Origin of the sequence: Candidatus Poriferisocius sp., assembly GCF_965204015.1 — a bacterium.
Taxonomy (GTDB): domain Bacteria; phylum Actinomycetota; class Acidimicrobiia; order Acidimicrobiales; family Bin134; genus Poriferisocius.
Genome location: NZ_OZ241965.1, coordinates 247,578 through 268,076, shown reverse-complemented (window position 1 = coordinate 268,076; position 20,499 = coordinate 247,578). Strand labels below are relative to the sequence as shown.

Sequence of the window (20,499 nt, the reverse complement as noted above, 5' to 3'; positions counted from 1 at the left end):
TCCTACGCCGCCATGAGCCCATCACATCCGGTCGACGACTGGCAGCCGGAATGGAGTTCGTTTGGCGAGTTCTTCGCGGGCCCGGCGATCGACCGTCCCGACGCTCCCTACCTGACCGAGATCGACCACGCCAGCGGGACTCGCCGCCAGTGGACTCGGGCGGAGTGGCTTACCCAGGTGGCGCGAACCGCGGCCGGACTGGCCGAGCGGGGAGTCCAGCCGGGCGAGCCGGTCTCGGCGCTCGCCGGCAACGCCGCCGACGCTTTGGCGGTGGCGTTCGCATGCTGGACACACGGGTGGGTGTACCTGCCGTTGAACGCGCACGAGACGTCCGAGCGCCGAGCCTTCATCCTTAACCACGCCCGGGCCCAGATCCTTATCCACGGCCCCTCTGAGGCCGCCCGAGCCGACCAGTTGCGCGAGGCTGCCGGCGTCCCGACTGTCCCGTTCGCCGAGGTGGGGGCTGCCCCCATGAGCCTTCCCGGCACCGGAAGCGGGTGGGAGACTCCGGCGCTTCGGGTCTACACCAGCGGCACGACCGGTGAGCCGAAGGGCGTTGAGCTGAGCACCGGCAACCTGATCGTCGATTGCGATGCCCTGAGCCGGGCAACCGGGTGGGACGCCGACACCCGGGTCATCGTGGTGCTCCCCATCCACCACGTCAACGGACTGGTCGTGTCGTGCCTTCAAGCCTGGTATGTGGGCGGCTCGGCCGTTCTGTGCGATCGCTTCCGCTCTGATCGGTTCTGGTCCGATGCCGAGGCAGAGGGGGCCACGGTGTCCAGCCTGGTCCCGACCCTGCTGGAGTTCCTCCTCGGCGAGGGCCGCGGTCCGGCACCGGCCTGTTTCCAAGAGGTGTTCTGCGGTGCGGGGCCACTCATGACCGAAACCGTCGTGGCCTTCGAAGAAGCCTTCGCCATCCCAGTCCGCCATCTGTACGGGCTCTCTGAGGTGACTGCGGTGTCAACCATGATGCCCTCCATGTCCAACGGTGATCGCCGGTCCTGGTATGTCGACCATGGGTTCCCGAGCATCGGCTGCGCCATACCCCACGTGGAGGTGCAGATTCAGGACACCAACGGCCAGGAGTGCCTGGCGGGGGAGCGGGGAGAGATCGTCATCCGGGGGGCCACGGTGATGGGCGGATACGCCGGGCGACCAGAGGCCACCGCCAGCGCCTTCGAGGGAGGCTGGTTCCACTCGGGCGACGAGGGCTTCTGGCAGCGGGCCGACGACGGCACCCCGTACTTCTTCATCTCAGGGCGCATCAAGGAGCTGATCATCCGCGGCGGCATCAACATCTCCCCGTTCCAGGTTGACGAGGTGCTCAACTCCCACCCGGCGGTCCAGTTCGGTCTGGCCGTCCCGTTCGAGAACCGCTACTACGGCGAGGAGATCGCCGCCTACATCGTGCAATCCAGCCCCGTGACCGAACAAGAGGTCCTCGACTTCTGCGCCGAACGGCTCGACTTCGCCTACTGCCCCAAAGTCGTGCTGTTCGGCGACGACGTGCCCTTCACCGTCACCGGCAAGGCCAAGCGCCTCAGCCTCAAAGACCAGCTGGCCGAAGAGCTGAGCAAATACCGGGACGCCCAGTTCCGCCGCCGAAGCACTGCCGCGCCTGAAGGCTGAACCAGAGAGCCCCGTATTTGGGTGAGCACGACTTGGTGCGAGCCTGCCCTATTCCACGGTGGTCTGAGAAGTGGTCCAGGCGCTATTGCCCCACTCGTTTCGGGCGCGCACACTTACCTGGTATGTCTCGCCGCGTTCTAGGTTGCGGTAGACGGCTTTGAATTTGTTGGCGCCGGTCCGCTTGGTTTTCTTCGCCTTCTCCCCTTCGCTGTCTTCGATCTTCACCTGGTAGCCGGAGGGCGCGCCGCCGCTGGCCGGGGCATTCCACGTCGCGATGATGCGATTGTCCTTGACCGTGAGCTCGAGGTCCTGTACCGGACCTGGCGGCGTTTCGGAGTCATCGCTCTCAGAGGCGTAGAAGGCCGGAACCTCCTCCTCTTGGGGGCATAGGGAGGAATCGGGTCGCAGGTGGCAATGCTCCTCCAGCCTGGTGCCTCGCAGCACGTTCAAGAAGTAGAGGTGAACCCCTCCGTCAACATGGACACCGAGCCAGATCTCAGTCCTCTTGGCAAGGTTCTCAGCGAGGGGGATGGCCGTGCTGGTCTGGCCGGACGCATCGACCCTGGTGTTGGGGGCGGTCAGTCTGTTGTGGCGGGTCGGATGCTCGAAGTCGGTGGCGGCCCGCACCTCTATCCAATAGTCCGAGCTTGCATCCCAAGTGGGCGTGACCGTCACTGTTTCCACATCGGACGGCACCCATATCGAATATGTGGAGATCCAGGAGTAGAAGTCGGGTACCCGATGGAGGGCGAAGTGGGGCACGTGGCTTGCGGACGGCACCATCGGCACCTGGTTGCCGTTGCCGTCGGTAACCGTCAGGCCGGTCAGGTCGCCGCGCAGCAACGGGTATGGCGTCTGTGTCACCGTCACCGTGTAGGTCTTGGTCGTCACCGCGTCCTGCGCGGTCACCACGACGTCGATGACGTTCTCGCCGGCAGACAGGCTCACCGGAGTGGCGGGGTCGCCGCCGTTCACGGTCACAGTGGCGTTGGAGTCGCTGAGGGCGGGGGTCACGAGCACCTGGCGGACGTGATCTCGCACATTCACCGTGTACGCGGTGGTCTCAGAGGAGAAGGCCTCGTTGAGCGACACCGCCAGCGGAGGCTGCACCGCCTTTTGGCGCATCAGCCTGTCGGTGGCGTCATCGCTCAGCAGGCTGTGCAGGGTAGAGGGCCTGACCAGGGTCAGCCCGGCGAGGTCGGCGTCGTCGGACGTGCCCTGCGCGGCGGCGGACGGAATGGCCGCCCCAACTGCCAGTAGGGCGGCGGCCAACAGCAGGGCCAGCCAAGAGCGGGCTCCCTTCACTGGAGAGGGGAGCCCGTGCTTGGATGAGGTCGAAGCCATGTATCGCATCGCGGGCATTCTATAAGTGAACAATCGCGAATCGGCACAGTATTGATGTGATTAGCAGATGAATAATATTTCTTGCCATATCAAAAGACGGATAGCTAGCTAGCGGGATCCGGGCGGGGTCCGGCTATTGGGGTTAGGGCAGAGGCAGTGTGATGGTGGCGTGGACGCGCTCTCCCTTGCCGGCCTCATTGCGGGCCCGGACCCACACCCTGTAGGTCTCGCCGGGAGTGAGCCCGCTGTAGGTCACCGCTGTCTTCTTCGCTTTCGGCGTCTTGGTCTTGCCCTTGCCACCGTGCTGGGGGCGCAGATGCACGATGTAGCGGTCCGGGTCACCTCCCGTCGTGGGGGGCTGCCAGCTCACCGTCACCTCGCCCGAGGCGCTCGATGACAGGCTCATCTCCGTCGGCGGGCCGGGCAGCTCGATCGCGCTGCGCTGCATTGGCGGCGTGGTGGTGTCGGTCACTTCAACCCGCACCGTGCTCACCAGCACGTTTTCGTAGTCCGCGCCGGAGCGGGTGATGCGGTGCGAGACGGCGACGCTCTCGTCTTGGGTGTCGTCGTCGGATTCGCCGGTCACGGTGAAGGTCGCCACCATGTTCCAGTTGTCGGCGGTGAAGATGTGCGATGCCGGCGACACCGAGCAGGGTCGGGCCGGTTCCGACCGGGCCATGGACTCAAGGCCGGGCAGCCCGGCCCGGCCCCGCACTTCGTAACCGGTGAGGCCGGGCGTTGCGGAGTGGGCCCCCAAAGTGGAGCTGGGGGGAATCGAACCCCCGTCCGCTGGGCGGTGTCTGACTGTGATACGACCATTCCCGGTGTGCGGCGTCGATGGCAGCCGCGTCGCTGGGTCGGGTGACCCCGCTAGGGGGCCCGCCACCGGGTCTGTTTCCCGGAGTCAGCGGTCTTTCCCGCCGTCAGTGGTCTGTCCCTACTGTCTCCACCGCTTCTGTTGCCGGGCTGCGATGGACCGGCCCCGCGTGCCGTTACCGGTCGCGATGACTCTCTAGACCTGATGGATCAGGCTGCGAGAGGGACACTTTTGGTGTCGGTTATTTGGTTGCCCCGTTTTGCGAGTCTGAGCAACTCGGGTCGCACAGCGCAGCCCCCGGTCCCAACGTCGAAACCGATCAGCCCCGTGTGCACTTCTTGTCAAGGTGCCCTGCCATGATACCGGCTCACCCTGACGGCGTTCCCCTGCATTTGGCGGCTCGGCCCATTTCGCGGCGAGCCTCCCGGCGGGCGTCTTGTTCGGCGATGACTTGGCGTTTGTCGGCTCGGCGGCGGCCCCGGGCCAGCCCGAGCAGCACTTTGGCTCGGCCTTGCTTGAAGTACAGCGACAGGGGAACCACGGTTAGGCGGTCCTGCTCCAGGCGGGCCTTGATGCGGTTGAGCTCGCCGCGGTGAAGAAGCAGTTTCTTGGGGCGGTCGGGGTCGTGACCTGACGCCCCCCCGGCATGGGAGTACGGGGCGATGTGCAGCGACTGGAGCCACAGCTCGCCGTCGGCAATGCGGGCGTATGACTCGGTGAGCGTCACGTTGGATTCCCGCAGCGACTTCACCTCCGAGCCCACCAGCACCATGCCGGCCTCGTACTCGTCGAGGATCTCGTAGTCCCGCCGGGCGCGGCGGTTCGTGGCCACCACCTTGGTGCGCTCCTGCTCGCTATTCGATCCCGGCTTCGGCCCGGCCATTGGCTCAAAGTACCCCGCCGATGGGGGATGGGCGGCGGCAATTGACGGGTAGTGTGGGCACAATGGCCGACCAGGGAGATATGTCGACGCCCCAAGATGTCGGCGACTCCGGCGGTCAGAATCTGTGGGAGGGCTTCCGTTCGGGGTTCGTGACGCTTTTGGGCCGCCCCAACTCGGGCAAGTCCACCCTGGCCAACGCCATCGTGGGCACCAAAGTGGCCATTGTGTCCGACAAGGCTCAGACCACTCGCCACGCGGTACGCGGTGTGCTGCACCGCGACGGGGTGCAGGTGGTGTTCGTGGACACCCCCGGCATCCATAAGCCCAAAACGGCGTTGGGCGAGCGGCTGAATGCCACCGCGGTCGAAGCGGCCGACGATGTTGACGTGGTGTGCTTGTGCATCGACGCCACCCGGCCGCTTGGCCGGGGAGACCGGTTCATCGCTGAGCGGCTCGGCCCCGACTCCATCGTGGTGGTGACCAAGATCGACGCCGCTCCTCGGTCGAAGGTAGTGGCCCAGTTGGCCGCGGCCGGCGAGCTGGGTTTTGCCGAGTACTTCCCCACTTCGGCCCGTACTGGCAACGGAGTAGACGCCCTGGTCGACCGGCTGTGCGAGCTCATGCCCCCCGGTCCGCCGCTGTACCCGGTCGACATGGTGCGCGACATGCCCGAGGCCCGCTGGGTGGCCGAGTTGGTGCGCGAACAGCTCTTGGCTGTGACCCGTGAGGAACTGCCCCACTCCATCACCGTGGCGGTGACCGAGTGGGAGTGGCCCCGCATCAAGGTGGAGATCCTGGTGGAGCGGGAGTCGCAGAAGCCCATGGTGATCGGCAAGAAGGGCACGGTGCTCAAACAGGTGGGCACCGCCGCCCGGGCCCAGCTTCCCGAAGGAGTGTTTCTCGAGCTTCGCGTGGGCGTGGAGAAGAACTGGCAGCGCCGCCCCGAAATGCTCGACCGCTTCGGCTACGGACCGAGGTCTCAGGCTGGCCTCGATCTTTAGGCCTCGATCTGTAGATCAGACCCCGTCGCGGATCATCCTCAAGAGGGTGACGGCCCGGTCGCGCTCAGCGGTACGGGGGAAGGGGGGAAGGGCGTCGACGAGCGTCCAGCGGTAGCCGGCCCGAGCCATACGGGAGTCGAGTACGGCCACCACGCCCCGGTCGTCGCCTCGACGGATCAGCCGCCCGGCGCCCTGGGCCAGCCGGGTGGCGGCGCGGGGCAGGTCCACGAGGCGAAAGGCCTCTTTGCCATAGCGCTCCCGCCGGGCTTCCAACAGGGGATCGTCGGGACGGGGGAACGGCAAACGGTCGATCACCACCAGCGACAGCGACTCGCCGGGCACGTCCACCCCCTGCCAGAAGCTCATGGTGGCGAACAGGCAGCTCTCCACCTCGGCAGCGAAACGCCGCAGCAGCTCGGGTTTGGGCAGGTCACGTTGCGTGTAGATCTCGAAGTCGAGCTGCTCTTTCAGCACTTCGGCGGCTCGGTCCATGGCCCGGTAGCTGGTGAACAAAGCCAGGGTGCGGCCTCCAGCGGCCTCAATCAGCGCGGCCAGCTCCTCGTGAGCGGCTGGCTCGTAGTCGGGATTGCGGGGGTCGGGCAGGTGTTTGGCACAGTAGAGCAGCGCGTTGGCCTCGTAGTCGAACGGGCTGCCCACGTCGATGGCGTCGTGCTCGTCGGGGTCGAGCCCCAGCACCTCACCCAGGTTCATGGGGATGGTGGCGCTGGTCAGCACTGCGGTGGTGTGCTCCCACAAGTGCTCGATCAGCAGTTCTCCCAGTTGGATGGGGGCGATTCGCCACGCGGGCGAGGTCTCAGCGCCCGACACCCAGGCCACCTCGGCGGGGGTGGTCTCCACCGCCCGAGCCAGGTCCTCGGCCAGGGCTCCGGCCGACAGCATGGCCCGTAGTTTGCGGGGGGCGACATCGCCGGGGGCGTCGTCGGGCACTCCTCGCAGCTCGACAAGAGCCTGCTCCACCCGGCCTCGGGCTAAAACGGCCATGCTCTGGAGCTCGTCGGGCAACGGAACCGGCAACGGCTTGTCCCGGTAAGGGGACAGGGTCTCCCGCAGCAGCGCGCCGGCGTCTTCCAGATCGCCTGCCGCGGCCGATTCGGCTACCACCGCCCGGACGCGTCGGGCCAGATCGTCGAACCGCCCCCCGCTCAGTGATAGCCCTGCGGTGTCGGACACGATGTCTTCCAGGCCGTGGGCTTCGTCGATGACCACCGTGTCGTGCTCGGGCAGCAACGGGACTTCGCTGAACAGGTGCAGACAGTAGAGGTGGGTGTTCACCACCACGACATCGGCGGCGTTAGCCCGGTGGCGGGCCTTTTCCGCGAAGCAAACTTCACCCGATGGGCAGCGCTGTGCCCCCGGACACTCCCGGCCCGACACGCTGAGGGCATCCCAGGCGGCGGGGGAGGGTTCGAAGTCCAACTCGGCCCGGTCGCCGGTGTCAGTGTGCCCAGCCCACGCCGCCAGCCGGGAGATCTCCGCCCGGGTGCCGTCGGCGATGTCCAGGCTCAACTGGTCGTCGGCGAGATGCTCCTCCAACCGCTGGAGGCACAGGTAGTTGGATCGTCCCTTCAGCACGGCGAAGCGCACCGGTTGCCCCAGAGCCTCGGCGAGTTGGGGGAGGTCTTTGTCGACCAGTTGGTCTTGGAGGGTTTTTGTGGCGGTGGCCACCACCGAGGGGCCCTCACCCAGCACCAGCGGCACCAGGTAGGCCAGCGACTTGCCGGTGCCGGTGCCGGCGGCAACCACTAGGTGCCGTCCCGACTCCATCGCCTCAGCCACTGCATGACACATGTCTCGCTGTCCGGGACGACGCTCGCCTCCGCCGTCCAACGACGAGACGGCCGCCTCCAGGGCCTCCTCAACCGCGGCGATTTCCGGCATCACTCCGACGCTACTTGTGGGTGGGCGCCCGATTGCGGAGAAACCGGATTGAAGGCCCTCTCCCGCACCCTGTCGGGGCTCGCGGGGGAGTACCGTGCAGGTGTGGGCCTGTCCGACCATTGCCTTGACCGGGATCGCATTCCCCGCCACGTCGGATGCGTGATGGATGGCAACGGGCGCTGGGCCGAGCAGCGGGGCATGGCCCGCACCGAGGGCCACGAGCAGGGCGAGCATGCCCTGTTCGATGTGATCGAGGGTGCGCTGGAGCTGGGCATCAAATGGCTCACGGTGTATGCCTTTTCCACTGAGAACTGGAACCGCCCCGACGACGAGGTTCGCTTCTTGCTGAACTTCAACCGCACCATCCTGCGTCGGCGCTGTGACGAGCTGAACGAGATGGGGGTGCGGATTCGCTTTGTAGGCCGCCGCGATTGGCGGGTGCCCAAGGGCCTGATCAAAGAGATGGACGAGGCCATCGAGCTCACCCAGCACAACGAGCGGATGACGCTGGTGGTGGCTTTCAATTACGGAGGCCGGGCCGAGATTGTGGACGCGGTGCGACAGATTGCCGCCCAGCGGATCCCGGCCCGCATGATCAATGAGCGGACCATCGCCCGACACCTCTACGACCAGGAGATGCCCGAGCCCGACCTCATCATCCGGACCTCGGGGGAATACCGCATCTCCAATTTCCTGTTGTGGGAGCTGGCCTATTCCGAACTGGTGTTCAGCGATGTTCTGTGGCCCGACTTCACCCGCCACGACCTGTTCGCCGCCATCGCCGAATACCAGCACCGCCATCGCCGCTTCGGTCGGGTGAGATAGCGGTGGCCCCGGTGCGCCATTGCCGGGGTTGGAGAGTGGGAGACTAGTTGCGGTGAGCCTCTACCGGGACCAGGGGATCGTGCTTCGCACCTACAAGCTGGGCGAGGCCGACCGCATCGTGGTGTTCTGCACTCGGGGGCACGGCAAGGTGCGGGCGGTGGCCAAGGGAGTGCGCAAGACCCGCAGCCGGTTCGGCGGGCGCCTCGAACCCACCAGCCATGTGCAGGTTCAGCTCCATCGGGGCCGAAGCGAGCTCGACATCGTGACCCAGACCGAGTCGGTAGACCAGTTTCGGGCGGTGCGGGAGGATCTGGTCCGGCTGGGCAAGGCCATGGCCATGCTGGAGGCGGTCGACCGGGTAGGCGTCGATCGGGAGTCCGACGGCGCGCTATACCGGATGCTGCTGGGCGGCCTGCGGACCCTGGACGCGGGCGATTCGACGCTGGTGGTGCCCGCGTTCTATCTCAAGCTGTTGGTTCACGACGGTGTCGGGCCCGAAGTAGGGGTGTGCGCCTCTTGTGGAGCCGCTGACGGCCTCGCCGCCTTCGACTACGCCAGCGGCGGCGCGCTGTGCCGCAACTGCCGCCGGGGATCCCCCCTGTCGCCCGACGCGTTGGAGTTGATGCGAATGGTGCTAGGCGGCAACCTAACCGCCGCCCTAGCCCTACCCCCCTCACCCGCCACCAACGAGGTAGAGCACCTGTCCACCGCCGCCCTAGAACACCACCTAGAACGCCGCCTCCGCGCTGCGGGCGCCTACGGCTGAGAGGTTCAGGCCGCTACTGGTTTTCGGTGCCAGCTCTGTGGCTGAGGGCCGGTAGCCTGCGGGCCATGAGCAGCGGTGATGTCGTCCATGGTGGGGGCGACGAGGTGATGGACAAGGTGGTGAACCTCTGCAAGCGGCGGGGGTTCGTGTACCAGTCGGCGGAGATCTACGGCGGTTTCCGTAGCGCCTACGACTACGGCCCGCTGGGCGTGCTGCTGCTGCGCAACGTGAAGGATGCCTGGTGGCGGACCATGGTGCAGCTTCGCACCGATGTGGTCGGCCTCGACGCTTCTATCCTGTCGCCTCCCCAGGTGTGGGAGGCATCGGGGCATTTGACCAACTTCACCGATCCCCTGGTGGACTGTCGAAATTGCGGCGCACGCCACCGCGAGGATCAGCTGGAAGACCCCGATACGTGCCCGAGTTGCGGCGCAAAGGGCCAGTTCACCGAGGCCCGGGAGTTCAATCTGATGTTCCAAACCCAGGCCGGCCCGGTGGCCGGGGCTGGGGCCGACGTGTACCTGCGGCCCGAGACAGCCCAGGGCATGTTCATCAACTTCGCCAACGTGCTGAACACCATGCGCAACAAACCGCCGTTCGGCATCGCCCAGATCGGCAAGTCGTTCCGCAACGAGATCACCCCGGGCAATTTCATCTTCCGCACCCGGGAGTTCGAGCAGATGGAAATGGAGTTCTTCGTGCCCCCCGACGAGGCCGCCATGTGGTTCGAGTACTGGTGCGGTGCCCGAATGGACTGGTACACCGAGCTGGGCATCCCCGCCGACAAGCTGCGGCTGCGGCCCCACGACGCCGACGAGCTGAGCCACTACTCAGCTGGCACCGCCGATGTGGAATACCTGTTTCCATGGGGCTGGGGTGAGCTGGAGGGCATTGCCAACCGCACCGACTACGACCTTACCCAGCACGCTGAGCACTCCGGCGTCGACCTGGACTACTACGACCAGCAGGCCGACGAGCGCTATCGGCCCCACGTGATTGAGCCGGCCGCCGGGGCCACTCGCACGATGATGGCGTTTCTACTGGCCGCCTACGACACCGAAGAGGTGCGAGGGGAGACCCGCACGGTGCTTCGGCTCCATCCCCGGCTGGCCCCCTACAAGGCCGCGGTGCTGCCGTTGTCGAAGAAGCCCGAGCTCCAGGCGGTGTCCGAGGAGGTGCTGGGCCTGCTCCAACCCCGCTGGATGACCGACTACGACGTCACCCAATCGATCGGCCGCCGCTATCGGCGTCAAGATGAGATCGGCACCCCCTACTGCATGACGGTGGACTTCGACACCCTGGATGACCGGGCGGTCACGGTGCGCGACCGCGACACCATGGAGCAGGACCGGGTGCCCATCGAAGGGCTGGCCGAGCACTTGGACGACAAGCTCGATTTGTGAGGCGACTCTGGTGACCGGCCCGATCGTTGCCGCGGTGCAGGCCGCCGAGCGGGGCGAGCTGGATCGGACCGATGCGGTGCTGGCGGTTGCCCCTGATGACGTGGAAGACCTGCTCCACGCCAAGATGACCGACGACCCGCAGGTACCGGTGGCCGCCCATGGGGTGGCGGCTTCGCCGGGAGCGGCGTCGGGCCGGGTGTGCTTGACGGTGGACGCGGTTCTGGACGCCGACGATGAGGGCATCCCCGCCGTGTTTGTGCGACCGTTCACCACGCCGGCCGACGAGGTGGCCATGTCGGCGGCTGCCGCCATCATCACCGCCAAAGGGGGCATGGCCAGCCACGCGGCGGTGATCGCCCGAGGCTGGGGCATTCCCGCGGTGGTGGGGGTGGAGACCCTGGCGGTGGACCTTGCCGCCGGAAAAGCCCGGCTGGGCGACGTGGACCTGTGCGACGGCGACCCCATCACCGTGGACGGGTCGGCAGGAACGATCATGCTGGGGGCCGCTGAGGTGGGCGACGTGGAGATCCCCGACGAGCTGTTCACGCTGCTGGGGTGGGCCGACGAGCTACGAGGCGGGCGGCTGGCGGTACGGGCCAACACCGACGACGCCCACTCGGCCCGGCTGGCCCGGGAGTTCGGGGCGACTGGGGTGGGGCTGTGCCGGACCGAGCACATGTTCTTGGGGGAGCGGCTGCCGCTCATCCAGCGGGCCATCACCGACGGGGGGCCGGCTGCGCTGGACGCCTTGGCTGAAGCTCAAGTAGAGGATCAGGTTGAGCTTTTGGAGGTCATGGACGGTCTGCCGGTGACCGTCCGGCTGCTGGACCCGCCGCTGCACGAGTTTCTGCCCGACCATCCCGAGCTGGTCGAGGAGAACCCCATGCTCGGTGTGCGGGGGGCCCGACTGGGAGTACTGCGCCCCGAGCTGTATCGAGCTCAAGCGAAAGCGGTGGCTGAGGCCGCCGCCCGCCGGCTGTCTGCCGGGGGCGATCCCCAGGTGCAGATTATGGTGCCACTGGTGGTGGGCGGCCCCGAGCTGGCCCATGTGCAGGCCGCGGTAGCCGAGGAACTGGCCGGTTTCGGGAGCCGACTGGGGGACCGGAGGATTCCCGTCGGGGCCATGATCGAGACGCCCCGCTCGGCGCTGGCCGCGGCCGAGATCGCCGCCTGCGCCGACTTCTTGTCGGTGGGCACCAACGACTTGACCCAGATGACCTTCGGATTCTGCCGCGACGACATTGAGGCTCGGATCATGCGTCCCTACATCCATCACGGTCTGCTGGAGGCCAACCCGTTCGAGACCCTGGACGAGACCGGGGTGGGTCGGCTGGTCGCCGATGCGGTGGCTGCGGCCCATGCCGCCCGCCCCGGCATCGAGATCGGGGTGTGCGGCGAACACGGTGGTGACCCCGCGTCGATCACGTTCTGGGCCGCCGCAGGGGTGGACTATGTGTCCTGCTCCCCGCATCGGGTCCCGGTGGCTCGCCTAGCAGCGGCCCAAGCTGTTGTGGCCTCGGGGTCCGGCTAGCGACTGCCCAAGCTGTCATCGGTTCGGCGTAATCTCACACTGTGGGCATCCACGACGAAGACGTGGCCCGGGTGCGAGAGGCGACGGACATCGTCGCGGTCATCAGCGAATACGTGCAGCTGAAGCGGGTCGGGCGCCGCTGGCAGGGACTGTGCCCGTTTCATGCTGAGAAGACTCCGTCGTTTTCGGTCAACGCCGAGATGGGCGTGTACCACTGCTTTGGGTGCAAGGCCAGCGGCGACGCCATCACCTTTGTCCGGGAGATAGAGCACGCCGATTTCGTTGAGGCGGTGGAGCGACTGGCTGGCCGGTCGGGAATCGCACTGCGCTACACCGCGCCGGGAGAGGGGGCCGATCGCGCCAAGCGGGGCAAGCTCTCCGAAGCGCTTGAACAGGCGGTGGAGTGGTATCACCAGCGCCTGCTGACCGCTCCCGACGCCGGTATGGCCCGGCGCTACTTGCGGGAAAGGGGCTACGACGGCGACGTGGTGCGCCAGTACAAGCTGGGGTGGGCTCCCGACGATTGGGACGCGCTGGCCAAAGACCTGGGGGTGGGCACCGAAGGGGGAATGCCGGTGCAGGTGTTCTCCGATGCCGGGCTGGGGTTCCGCAACAAGGGCAGGCGCATTCAGGACAGCTTCCGGGCCCGGCTCCTGTTCCCCATCTTCGACCCCAGCAGCAAGCCGGTGGGGTTCGGCGGGCGCGTGCTGCCCGGCGGGGAGGGTCCCAAGTACAAGAACTCGGTGGACAACGCGGTGTACCGCAAGTCCCGGATTCTGTACGGCCTCAACTGGGCCAAGCAGGACATCGTGAACGCCGGCGAGGTGATCGTATGCGAGGGCTATACCGATGTGATCGGCTTCGCCCAGGCCGGCATCTCCCGGGCGGTGGCCACCTGTGGCACGGCGGCAACCGAAGACCACATCCAGATGTTGCGTCGATTTGCCAGTCGGATCGTCTTGGCTTTCGACCCGGACACTGCTGGAAGTGATGCAGCTGAGCGCTTCTTGCAGTGGGAAGGGGAAATTGAAGTCAAGGTGGCTGTTTTCCCTACTGGCACCGATCCTGGAGAGTTGGCCAAGACCGACCCGGAGGGGTTGGTAGTTGCTGTCGAAGAGGCGATGGCTTTTCCGCGGTTCCGCTATGAACGGGTCTTGTCCCAAGCCGATTTGGCGACTATCAGAGGTCGTTCTCTAGCAGCCAGGCAAGCTACCGAGGTTGTGGCCCCGATCAAGGATCCTTTGGTTCGCGATCCCTATTTGCTGGAAATCGCTACTAGGTGTCGCCAGGACGACGCGAACGCCTTGGAGCGCCTTAGTCGTATAGCTCAGGAATACCGCCCGCCGCGTCCTCGTAATGCCCGCTTTTCCGCTAATGATCGGCCAGACGATGCCCCTCACCCTGCTGAGACTGCCGAGGGTTTCGCTAGCGAAAATGGCGAGAGATATAGCCAGCACGAAACCATCGACGGTAACCAGGAACTACCGCCCAACAATGTGGAGCGCCAAGTGCTGTGGCTGGCGGCCAACGAGCCCAGCGCAGTGTGGCCGGAGATCGGCCCCGAGATGTTCCACTATCCCCTGTACCAGGATTTGTTGAAGGCTCTGCTGGAGTACCCCGAGATGAACGCGCTGCTCGCCGAGGCCGACCCGAGGCTGGTGGCCCTCATGCAGGAACTCTTGGTCGTAGAAGACGAGGACCTGCGAGCCAGCAGCCACCGCCAAGAAGTGGCCATGGCCATCCTGCTATACGAGTCGGCCCAGCGGGAGTTGACCTACCTCGAGCGCCAGGCCCGCACCGGCTCGGCCGACGACGACCTGCTGCGCCGGGTGGCCACCCTGAAGACCGCCATGGACAAGCTCCGCGAGTCGGAGTGGGAGCCCGAGCAGGCCCACGCCCTACTGGAGCTGCTGCGCCCGGAGGCGTAGGCGGGGGACCGGGTCACCCCAATACCTACAGCATCCACCCAGAATCCCCACCGTGCCCGTAGCCTGATAGAGGATCCCTCAACAGGGTAAGTGCGCCCCTGGGCTGCCCCCCTCCGGCCCAGGGGCGCAGCGCGTCCATTCGACAAAAGGCGGCCACAGCATTTTCTCGCCCCGCCGAGCGCCGAAGAAGGGGCGGGTTAGAAGTCCTCGTCGAAGGCCACGTCGCCCTCGACGCCTACTTGGTAGGAGGCCACCGTGCGCTCGAAGAAGTTGGTCAGCTCCTGCACGTCTTGGAGCTCCATGAACGAGAACGGGTTTTTGGACCCGAATTGCTTGGGCAAACCGAGCTGGGTCAGACGCTGGTCGGCCACGAACTCCAGGTAGCGGCGGGTGTCGGCCACCGACATTCCGGGAACGCCCTGGCCCAACAGATCTTCGGCGAACTGGTACTCGCAGTCCACCGCCTCGCGGATCATGGTTGTGACCTGCTCGCTGAGCTCGGCGTCGAACAGCTCGGGCTCCTCGGACCGAACGGTGTTCACCACCTCTAGGGCGAAGTTCATGTGGCAGCTCTCGTCGCGGAACACCCAGTTGGTGCCGGCGGCAAGCCCGTTCAACAGACCCTTGGACCGCAGGAAGTACACGTAGGCGAACGCCGCGAAGAAGAACAGCCCCTCGATGCAGGTGGCGAAGCAGATGAGGTTCAACAGGAACTGGCGGCGCTGCTGGTGGGTTTCGCACCGCTCGATGTCATCCATCGAGTTCATCCACCGGAAGCAGAACTCGGCCTTTTGGCGGATTGAAGGGATGTTGTCGATGGCCGCGAAGGCGGCCTCCCGCTCGGCGAGGTCGGGGATGTAGTTGTCGAGCAGGGTCAGATAGAACTGGACGTGCAATGCCTCCTCATAGAGCTGCCGGGACAGATACATCCGGGCCTCGGGGGCGTTGACGTGCTTGTAGAGGTTCAGAACAAGGTTGTTGGCCACGATGGAATCGCCGGTGGCGAAGAACGCCACCAGTCGGTTCACCAGGTGCTTCTCTGCGGGCAAAAGGGTGCGCTCCAGATCGACCAAATCGTCGGAGAAGTCGATCTCGTCCACCGTCCAAGTGTTCTTGATGGCGTCGCGGTACATGTCGAAGAACTGCGGATAGCGCATGGGGCGCAGTGTGAGCTTGAAGCCGGGATCGAGAATGCGACCATTGGCCGGTGCGGCCGCTGGCGCCGGTTGCGGCGCGGGGCTGAGGGCCAGGTCTTCTTCGAGGAAGGGGGTTTCTGCCAGTGCCATCAGTCGCATGCCTCACACATTTCGGGGTTTTCCAGGGAACAGGCCACCGCCTCGGCGTCGGTAACTGGGGCGGAATCAGGGACTGTGGGAGTACCGCCGGTGGTGGTCTGGTTGATCCGGGTGGCCGGGCGGGACCGCAGGTAGTAGGTGGTCTTCAAACCCGACTTCCAGGCGTGCGAGTACATGGAGCTGAGCTTGCCGATGGTGGGCGACTCCATGAAGAGATTCAGCGACTGGGATTGGTCGATAAACGCCCCCCGGTCGGCGGCCATGTCGATGAGCGATCGCTGGGGGATCTCCCAGGCGGTGCGGTACACCGCCTTCAAGTCGTCGGGAATGCGATCGATGTCGGCTATTGATCCCTCGGAGCGCTTCACGTCGGAGATCATCTGGTCGTCCCACAGGCCCAGTTCTTGGAGGTCGTTCACCAGGTACCGGTTGATCTGCAAGAACTCGCCGGACAGGGTCTCCCGCTTGAACAGGTTGGACACCTGGGGCTCGATGCACTCGAAGCACCCGGCGATGGAGGCGATGGTGGCGGTGGGGGCAATGGCGATGAGCAGGGAGTTGCGCAGCCCATGCTCGGCGATGCGGTCCCGCAGCGTCTGCCATCGAGCCGGATCGGAGCTTTCCTTGCCCCACAGGTCGAATTGGAGGTGACCGCTTGCTGCCCGGGTTTCGGGGAACGCGGGATGGGGACCGTGCTTCTCGGCCAGCTCGGTGGAAGCCCACAGGGCGTTGAAGTAGATCTCCTCGGAGATGCGGGCCGACAACCGGCGGGCCTCGTCGCTGTCGAACGGCATGGCCAGATGGAAGAACACGTCTTGGAGGCCCATAAGGCCCAGCCCCACCGGGCGCCACTTGGCGTTGGAGCTGGCCGCCTCGGGGGTGGGGTAGAAGTTGATGTCGATCACCCGGTCCAAGAAGGGAACCACCGAGCGGACCACCTCGCCGAGCCGATCGAAGTCCATCTTGTTGGTGTCGGTATCGACGAACGCCCCCAGGTTGACCGACCCCAGGTTGCACACCGCGGTCTCATCGGCGCTGGTGACCTCGATGATCTCGGTACACAGGTTGGAAAGATGCACGGTCCGGCCTTCTTGGCCGGTCTGGTTGCAGCGCAGGTTGGAGGCGTCCTTGAAGGTCATCCAACCGTTGCCGGTTTGGGCCAGGCATCGCATCATGCGGCTATAGAGCTGGCGGGCGGGGAGCTGGACCTCGTACTTCTTCTCGCGCTCAGCCTCCTCGTAGGCCTCCCGGAACTCATCGCCGTACAAGTCGGTGAAGTGAGGGACCTCCTTGGGGTCGAACAGCGACCACTGCCAGTCCTTTTCCACCCGCTCCATGAACAGGTCGGGAATCCAGTTGGCCAGGTTGAGGTTGTGGGCTCGGCGGTTGTGGTCGCCGGTGTTCTCCTTCAGCTCCAAGAAGTCCTCGATGTCGGCGTGCCAGGTCTCCAGATACACGCAGGCCGCGCCTTTGCGCTTGCCCCCTTGGTTGACGGCGGCCACCGAGCTGTCCAGGGTCTTGAGCCACGGCACGATGCCGTTGGACAGGCCGTTGGTGCCCCGGATCAGCGACCCCTTGGAGCGGATGCGGTGCCAGGCCACGCCGATGCCGCCGGCGAACTTCGACAGCCGGGCGATGTCGGTGTACCGCTCGTAGATGCCCTCGAGGCTGTCCTCGGGGGAGTCGAGCAGGTAGCACGACGACATTTGGGGATGGGCCGTGCCCGAGTTGAACAATGTCGGGCTGGATGGCAGGTAGGCCAGCGAACTCATCAGGTCGTAGAAGGCGATGGCCTCATCGGCGTCGGCCGACAGGCCGCAGGCCACCCGCAAGAAGAAGTACTGGGGGGTCTCGATCACTTGGCGGGTGTCGGGGTGGCGCAGCAGGTAGCGGTCGTACACCGTGCGCAGGCCGAAGAACTCGAAGTTCCGGTCGCGTAGCGAGCTGATGGAGGCGTTCAGCGCCGGGGCGTGTTTTTCGGCGAAATCGGCGGTCTCATCGCTGATGAGGCCCAGGCTGTGGCCAGCCTTGATCGATTCGGTGAACCACGGGATGTTCTGGTTGCGGACCTCTTTGTCGATGCAGGTGGACAGGAGGCGAGCGGCCAGCCTGGAGTAGTTGGGCTCGGTGACGATGAGTCCGGCGGCGGTGCGGATCGACAGGTCGTCGAGCTCTCGGGTGGTGGCCCCGTCGGCCAGCGCGGAGATGGTCCGAGTGGCCACCCGCATGGGGTCGACGCCCACCAGTCCCTCGGCGCAGCGGGCCACCGCGTTGACAATCTTGTTGACGTCTACCGGCTCCAGTTCGCCGTTGCGCTTGCGCACTCGCATCCCGGTCGCGCTGGCCCCATTCTGGTCGGCATCGGCCCCATTGCCTGCTACTGCGGCCAGTGGCTCCTGTATGAGTGTCATCAGTCCCCCCTGAGAACGAGGCTTGGATGCTGCAAGCGCTAAGTCCTCAAAGTGTAATTACACACGGGAAATTACGCAATAGTCATTGCGGGTTAGGTCTGTGACCTGGGCCTTTAGAATGGGGCTACGAAAAAGTGGGCGTATTGGCGCGCGCGGACTAGGCGTCTCGAACGGTCAACTCGGTGGCTTTGAGAGCGGCCCAGCACCGCGATCCCGCACTCAGGCCGAGTTCGCCCACTGCTTGGGGCGTGACCCACACATGGCAGGGCAGAGGCCACTCCAAAAGCACCCGTACCCGGTCGCTTTCGGGTTGGATTCGGGCCACTTGGGCCTCCCAGGTGTTGCGGGCGCTGGTGTGGGGTTGGACAGTCGACAAGGTGACGGCTGCGGGGGAGAAGGTGACCAGCACCGGCCCGTTCTTGGGGGTGGCGGTGGTGAGGGTGAGTCCGCAGTCGAGGGCCACATGGGTGCCAGAGGCGTGGCCGGTGACCAGGTTCACGTCCAAGAGCCCCGCGGTCCAAGGGGTTCGGGGGTCGGCGGTCACCTCCTCGGGAGTCCCGGATTGGACGACCTGGCCTTCTTCCATCACCAGGAGCTGGTCGGCCAGCACTCGGGCCTCGACGGGGTCGTGGGTGATCAGCACCCGGGTGGTGTCGATGTCGGCCAGCAGGTGGCGTACGTCGGTGCGGGTTTCGGCGTCGAGAGAGGCCAGCGACTCGTCGAGCAGAAGCACGACTGGTTGGCAGGCCGCGGCCCGGGCCAGTCCCACCCGCTGAGCCTGGCCGCCGGACAGCTGAGCCGGGCGCAGTTCGGCCAGATCGGCCAGGCCAACCTTGTGCAGCCACTCTTCGGCCATTTGGCGGGCGGGGCGAGCGGCCAGTCCTGAGCACCGGGGGCCAAAGGCCACGTTGTCTACCACGCTGAGGTGGGGAAACAACAGGTTGTGCTGGCTGTGCAGGGCGATAGGCCGACGGTCGGGAGGTACCCAGATGCTCTGGTCGGGATCGTCGACCACCTGACCGGCCAACACAACCTTGCCCTGTTGCACGGGGATCAGCCCGGCCAGTACATGGGTCAGGGTGGTCTTGCCCGCTCCGTTGGGGCCGACGATGGCGGTGCAGCTTCCCATCGGCGCGTTGAATGCTGCTTGGATGGCGAAGTCTCCGGTTGCGGCGTGGATGTCTGCTTGGATGCTCATGACGGCGAGGTCTCTTGCGAACGGGGCGGCTGAGGCTGGCGGGGGGCGATCCAGCGGTGGCGCAGGCCGATGAGGATGAGAAGCGATACCCCGATCAGCAGCACCGACATGGCAATGGCCGCCTCGGGCTGGCCGGCTTCATTGGCCTGGGCAATGGCCAAGGGCAGCGTGCGAGTGCGCCCCGGGTGATTGCCGGCAAAAGTAATGGTGGCCCCGAACTCGCCGAGAGCCCGGGCCCACGACAAGGTGGCCCCCGCGGCCAGCGACGGGGCCAGCAGCGGCACGGTGATCCGGCGCAGCACCGTCCAGCGCCCGGCGCCCAGGGTGGAGGCGGCCGACTCCAGCCGGGGATCGAGCTGTCGCAGCCCCGCCTCGGCGGTGATCACGAAGAACGGCATCGACACGAAGGCCGCGGCGATCACCGCTCCCGCCGTGGTGCCGATGAGGGTGTCAAGGCCGAACCAGTTGTGCAGCGCCCGTCCGACCAGCCCCTTTCGTCCCAGAGCGAAGAACAGGGCGATGCCGCCCACCACCGGGGGCAGCACCATGGGCAACAGCACGATGGCCCGGACCAGCGCCCGGCCCCGGAACGTCAGTCGGGCCAATACCCAGGCTAGAGGGAGCCCCAGCACGACCGACACTGCTGCGGCGAGAAGCGAAACCACCACCGAGACTCGGAGAGCCTCCAAGGTGGCGGTCTCACCCAGGGTGGTGCCCAGCGAAGACCACGGGGTCCGCTGCAACAGGCCCACCAGGGGCAGCGCCAGGACCGCCAACGCGATGAGGGCCATCACCATGACCGCGATCGGCGGCCGGTTGTTCGGCTCTTTGGGGGGTGAGCGATCGGTCATGGCGATTGGAATCCGTGGCTGCGAAGGATGTCCTGCCCGTCGGGTCCGAGGAGGAAATCCACAAAATCGGCGGCAACAGCCCGCTCGCTGACCGCGGCCACTGGGTAGTCGTTGAACCTTATCTGGGGGCCGAGGGGCACGGAGGCCACCTCGTTGCCGCCAGCCGCCACATCGGTGGCATACACCAGTCCGGCGTCGGCCTCGCCGAGGGTCACCTTGGTCAGCACGGCCCGCACGCTTGTCTCTTCGGTGTCGGCGTCAGCGTCGACCCCGGCGTCGTTCAGCACGGCCCGGGCCAGGGCGCCGCAGGGCACTTCGGGGGCGCACATGGCCAACACCAAGCTGCCATCTGACAGGTCTGCCAGCTCGGTGACATTGCCCGGGTTGTCGATCGGCACCACCAAGGCCAGTCGATTGCGGACGAACAATACGGGGGGTGCCGCTGTGCGCCCTTCGGCCGCCACCCGGTTCATGGTGGCACTGTTGGCTGACGCAAAGACGTCGGCTCGGGCGCCGGCGCTGATTTGGGCGGCCAGCCGGGCGCTGCCCGCGAAGTTGAGTTTCACGTCGACATCGGGGTTGGCCGCCTCGTACTCGGTGGCCAAGTCCTCGAACGCCTCCGACAGCGACGCCGCGGCGTAGACGGTCACTGTGGTCTTGCCTCCACCCCCGCATCCTGTCACCAACCAGGCAAGAACCCCGGCTAGAACACCGA

Annotated in this window: 16 protein-coding genes and 1 other RNA gene; 7 read left to right on the top strand and 10 right to left on the bottom strand. The window is 66.1% G+C overall.

Annotated features, from left to right (window positions below; all coding sequences use genetic code 11):
• Positions 1-12: 12 nt before the first annotated feature.
• Complete coding sequence (locus ACOGJC_RS01190; protein ID WP_419846682.1) at positions 13-1,632, top strand: class I adenylate-forming enzyme family protein; 1,620 nt, start codon at positions 13-15, stop codon at positions 1,630-1,632.
• A gap of 48 nt (positions 1,633-1,680) precedes the next feature.
• Here the strand turns inward: ACOGJC_RS01190 and ACOGJC_RS01185 are convergent, their stop codons facing one another.
• The 4 genes from ACOGJC_RS01185 to smpB all read right to left on the bottom strand — a co-directional run bounded on the left by ACOGJC_RS01185 (position 1,681) and on the right by smpB (position 4,676).
• Positions 1,681-2,985: a cadherin-like beta sandwich domain-containing protein gene (locus ACOGJC_RS01185; RefSeq protein WP_419846681.1), complete on the bottom strand. Its 1,305-nt coding sequence runs from the start codon at positions 2,983-2,985 to the stop codon at positions 1,681-1,683.
• 133 nt (positions 2,986-3,118) lie between these two features.
• Positions 3,119-3,655 carry a fibronectin type III domain-containing protein gene (locus ACOGJC_RS01180; RefSeq protein ID WP_419846680.1) on the bottom strand — a complete coding sequence of 179 codons (537 nt, stop codon included), beginning with the start codon at positions 3,653-3,655 and terminating at the stop codon, positions 3,119-3,121.
• 77 nt (positions 3,656-3,732) lie between these two features.
• Positions 3,733-4,120, bottom strand: a transfer-messenger RNA (tmRNA) gene (gene ssrA, locus ACOGJC_RS01175).
• Positions 4,121-4,160: 40 nt separating this feature from the next.
• On the bottom strand, positions 4,161-4,676 hold the full coding sequence (gene smpB / locus ACOGJC_RS01170) for an SsrA-binding protein SmpB (RefSeq protein ID WP_419846679.1): 516 nt from the start codon (positions 4,674-4,676) through the stop codon (positions 4,161-4,163).
• An 80-nt stretch (positions 4,677-4,756) separates the two neighbouring features.
• Between smpB and era the strand changes: the two genes are divergently transcribed.
• Positions 4,757-5,677 carry a GTPase Era gene (gene era / locus ACOGJC_RS01165; protein ID WP_419848282.1) on the top strand — a complete coding sequence of 307 codons (921 nt, stop codon included), beginning with the start codon at positions 4,757-4,759 and terminating at the stop codon, positions 5,675-5,677.
• 15 nt (positions 5,678-5,692) lie between these two features.
• Here the strand turns inward: era and ACOGJC_RS01160 are convergent, their stop codons facing one another.
• Complete coding sequence (locus ACOGJC_RS01160) at positions 5,693-7,576, bottom strand: ATP-dependent DNA helicase (RefSeq protein WP_419846678.1); 1,884 nt, start codon at positions 7,574-7,576, stop codon at positions 5,693-5,695.
• Between the two features lie 102 nt (positions 7,577-7,678).
• Here ACOGJC_RS01160 and uppS point away from each other — a divergent pair, with 102 nt between their 5' ends.
• The 5 genes from uppS to dnaG all read left to right on the top strand — a co-directional run bounded on the left by uppS (position 7,679) and on the right by dnaG (position 14,029).
• Positions 7,679-8,401 (top strand): polyprenyl diphosphate synthase, encoded by a 723-nt coding sequence (gene uppS / locus ACOGJC_RS01155; protein WP_419846677.1) that lies wholly within the window; start codon positions 7,679-7,681, stop codon positions 8,399-8,401.
• A 52-nt stretch (positions 8,402-8,453) separates the two neighbouring features.
• A complete protein-coding gene (recO, locus tag ACOGJC_RS01150) occupies positions 8,454-9,167 on the top strand; it encodes a DNA repair protein RecO (protein ID WP_419846676.1) in 714 nt (237 codons plus the stop codon).
• A gap of 65 nt (positions 9,168-9,232) precedes the next feature.
• Positions 9,233-10,570: a glycine--tRNA ligase gene (locus ACOGJC_RS01145; protein ID WP_419846675.1), complete on the top strand. Its 1,338-nt coding sequence runs from the start codon at positions 9,233-9,235 to the stop codon at positions 10,568-10,570.
• Between the two features lie 10 nt (positions 10,571-10,580).
• Entirely contained in the window at positions 10,581-12,101 is a 1,521-nt protein-coding gene (locus ACOGJC_RS01140) for a putative PEP-binding protein (protein WP_419846674.1), read from the top strand.
• Positions 12,102-12,142: 41 nt separating this feature from the next.
• Positions 12,143-14,029, top strand: coding sequence for a DNA primase (dnaG, locus tag ACOGJC_RS01135; protein ID WP_419846673.1), 1,887 nt, complete (start codon positions 12,143-12,145; stop codon positions 14,027-14,029).
• Positions 14,030-14,226: 197 nt separating this feature from the next.
• On the opposite strand, the gene ACOGJC_RS01130 is transcribed toward dnaG, so the two are convergent.
• From ACOGJC_RS01130 to modA, 5 genes are all read right to left on the bottom strand, one after another.
• Complete coding sequence (locus ACOGJC_RS01130; protein ID WP_419848281.1) at positions 14,227-15,186, bottom strand: ribonucleotide-diphosphate reductase subunit beta; 960 nt, start codon at positions 15,184-15,186, stop codon at positions 14,227-14,229.
• A gap of 128 nt (positions 15,187-15,314) precedes the next feature.
• A complete protein-coding gene (locus ACOGJC_RS01125) occupies positions 15,315-17,735 on the bottom strand; it encodes a ribonucleoside-diphosphate reductase subunit alpha (RefSeq protein WP_419846672.1) in 2,421 nt (806 codons plus the stop codon).
• A gap of 157 nt (positions 17,736-17,892) precedes the next feature.
• Positions 17,893-18,933: a sulfate/molybdate ABC transporter ATP-binding protein gene (locus ACOGJC_RS01120; RefSeq protein WP_419846671.1), complete on the bottom strand. Its 1,041-nt coding sequence runs from the start codon at positions 18,931-18,933 to the stop codon at positions 17,893-17,895.
• On the bottom strand, positions 18,930-19,784 hold the full coding sequence (gene modB / locus ACOGJC_RS01115) for a molybdate ABC transporter permease subunit (protein WP_419846670.1): 855 nt from the start codon (positions 19,782-19,784) through the stop codon (positions 18,930-18,932). Before modB ends, ACOGJC_RS01120 begins: the two co-directional genes overlap by 4 nt.
• The gene (gene modA, locus ACOGJC_RS01110) at positions 19,781-20,434 is read right to left on the bottom strand and encodes a molybdate ABC transporter substrate-binding protein (RefSeq protein ID WP_419846669.1); all 654 of its coding nucleotides are present in this window, start codon (positions 20,432-20,434) and stop codon (positions 19,781-19,783) included. Before modA ends, modB begins: the two co-directional genes overlap by 4 nt.
• Positions 20,435-20,499 lie beyond the last annotated feature (65 nt).

Bases quoted from the DNA above. Each gene is read 5' to 3' on its own strand.
- ACOGJC_RS01190 (WP_419846682.1), top strand. From the start codon at position 13: ATGAGCCCATCACATCCGGTCGACGACTGGCAGCCGGAATGGAGTTCG.
- ACOGJC_RS01185 (WP_419846681.1), bottom strand. From the start codon at position 2,985: ATGCGATACATGGCTTCGACCTCATCCAAGCACGGGCTCCCCTCTCCA.
- ACOGJC_RS01180 (WP_419846680.1), bottom strand. From the start codon at position 3,655: ATGGCCCGGTCGGAACCGGCCCGACCCTGCTCGGTGTCGCCGGCATCG.
- smpB (WP_419846679.1), bottom strand. From the start codon at position 4,676: ATGGCCGGGCCGAAGCCGGGATCGAATAGCGAGCAGGAGCGCACCAAG.
- era (WP_419848282.1), top strand. From the start codon at position 4,757: ATGTCGACGCCCCAAGATGTCGGCGACTCCGGCGGTCAGAATCTGTGG.
- ACOGJC_RS01160 (WP_419846678.1), bottom strand. From the start codon at position 7,576: ATGCCGGAAATCGCCGCGGTTGAGGAGGCCCTGGAGGCGGCCGTCTCG.
- ACOGJC_RS01145 (WP_419846675.1), top strand. From the start codon at position 9,233: ATGAGCAGCGGTGATGTCGTCCATGGTGGGGGCGACGAGGTGATGGAC.
- ACOGJC_RS01130 (WP_419848281.1), bottom strand. From the start codon at position 15,186: ATGCGCTATCCGCAGTTCTTCGACATGTACCGCGACGCCATCAAGAAC.
- ACOGJC_RS01125 (WP_419846672.1), bottom strand. From the start codon at position 17,735: ATGACACTCATACAGGAGCCACTGGCCGCAGTAGCAGGCAATGGGGCC.
- ACOGJC_RS01120 (WP_419846671.1), bottom strand. From the start codon at position 18,933: ATGAGCATCCAAGCAGACATCCACGCCGCAACCGGAGACTTCGCCATC.
- modB (WP_419846670.1), bottom strand. From the start codon at position 19,784: ATGACCGATCGCTCACCCCCCAAAGAGCCGAACAACCGGCCGCCGATC.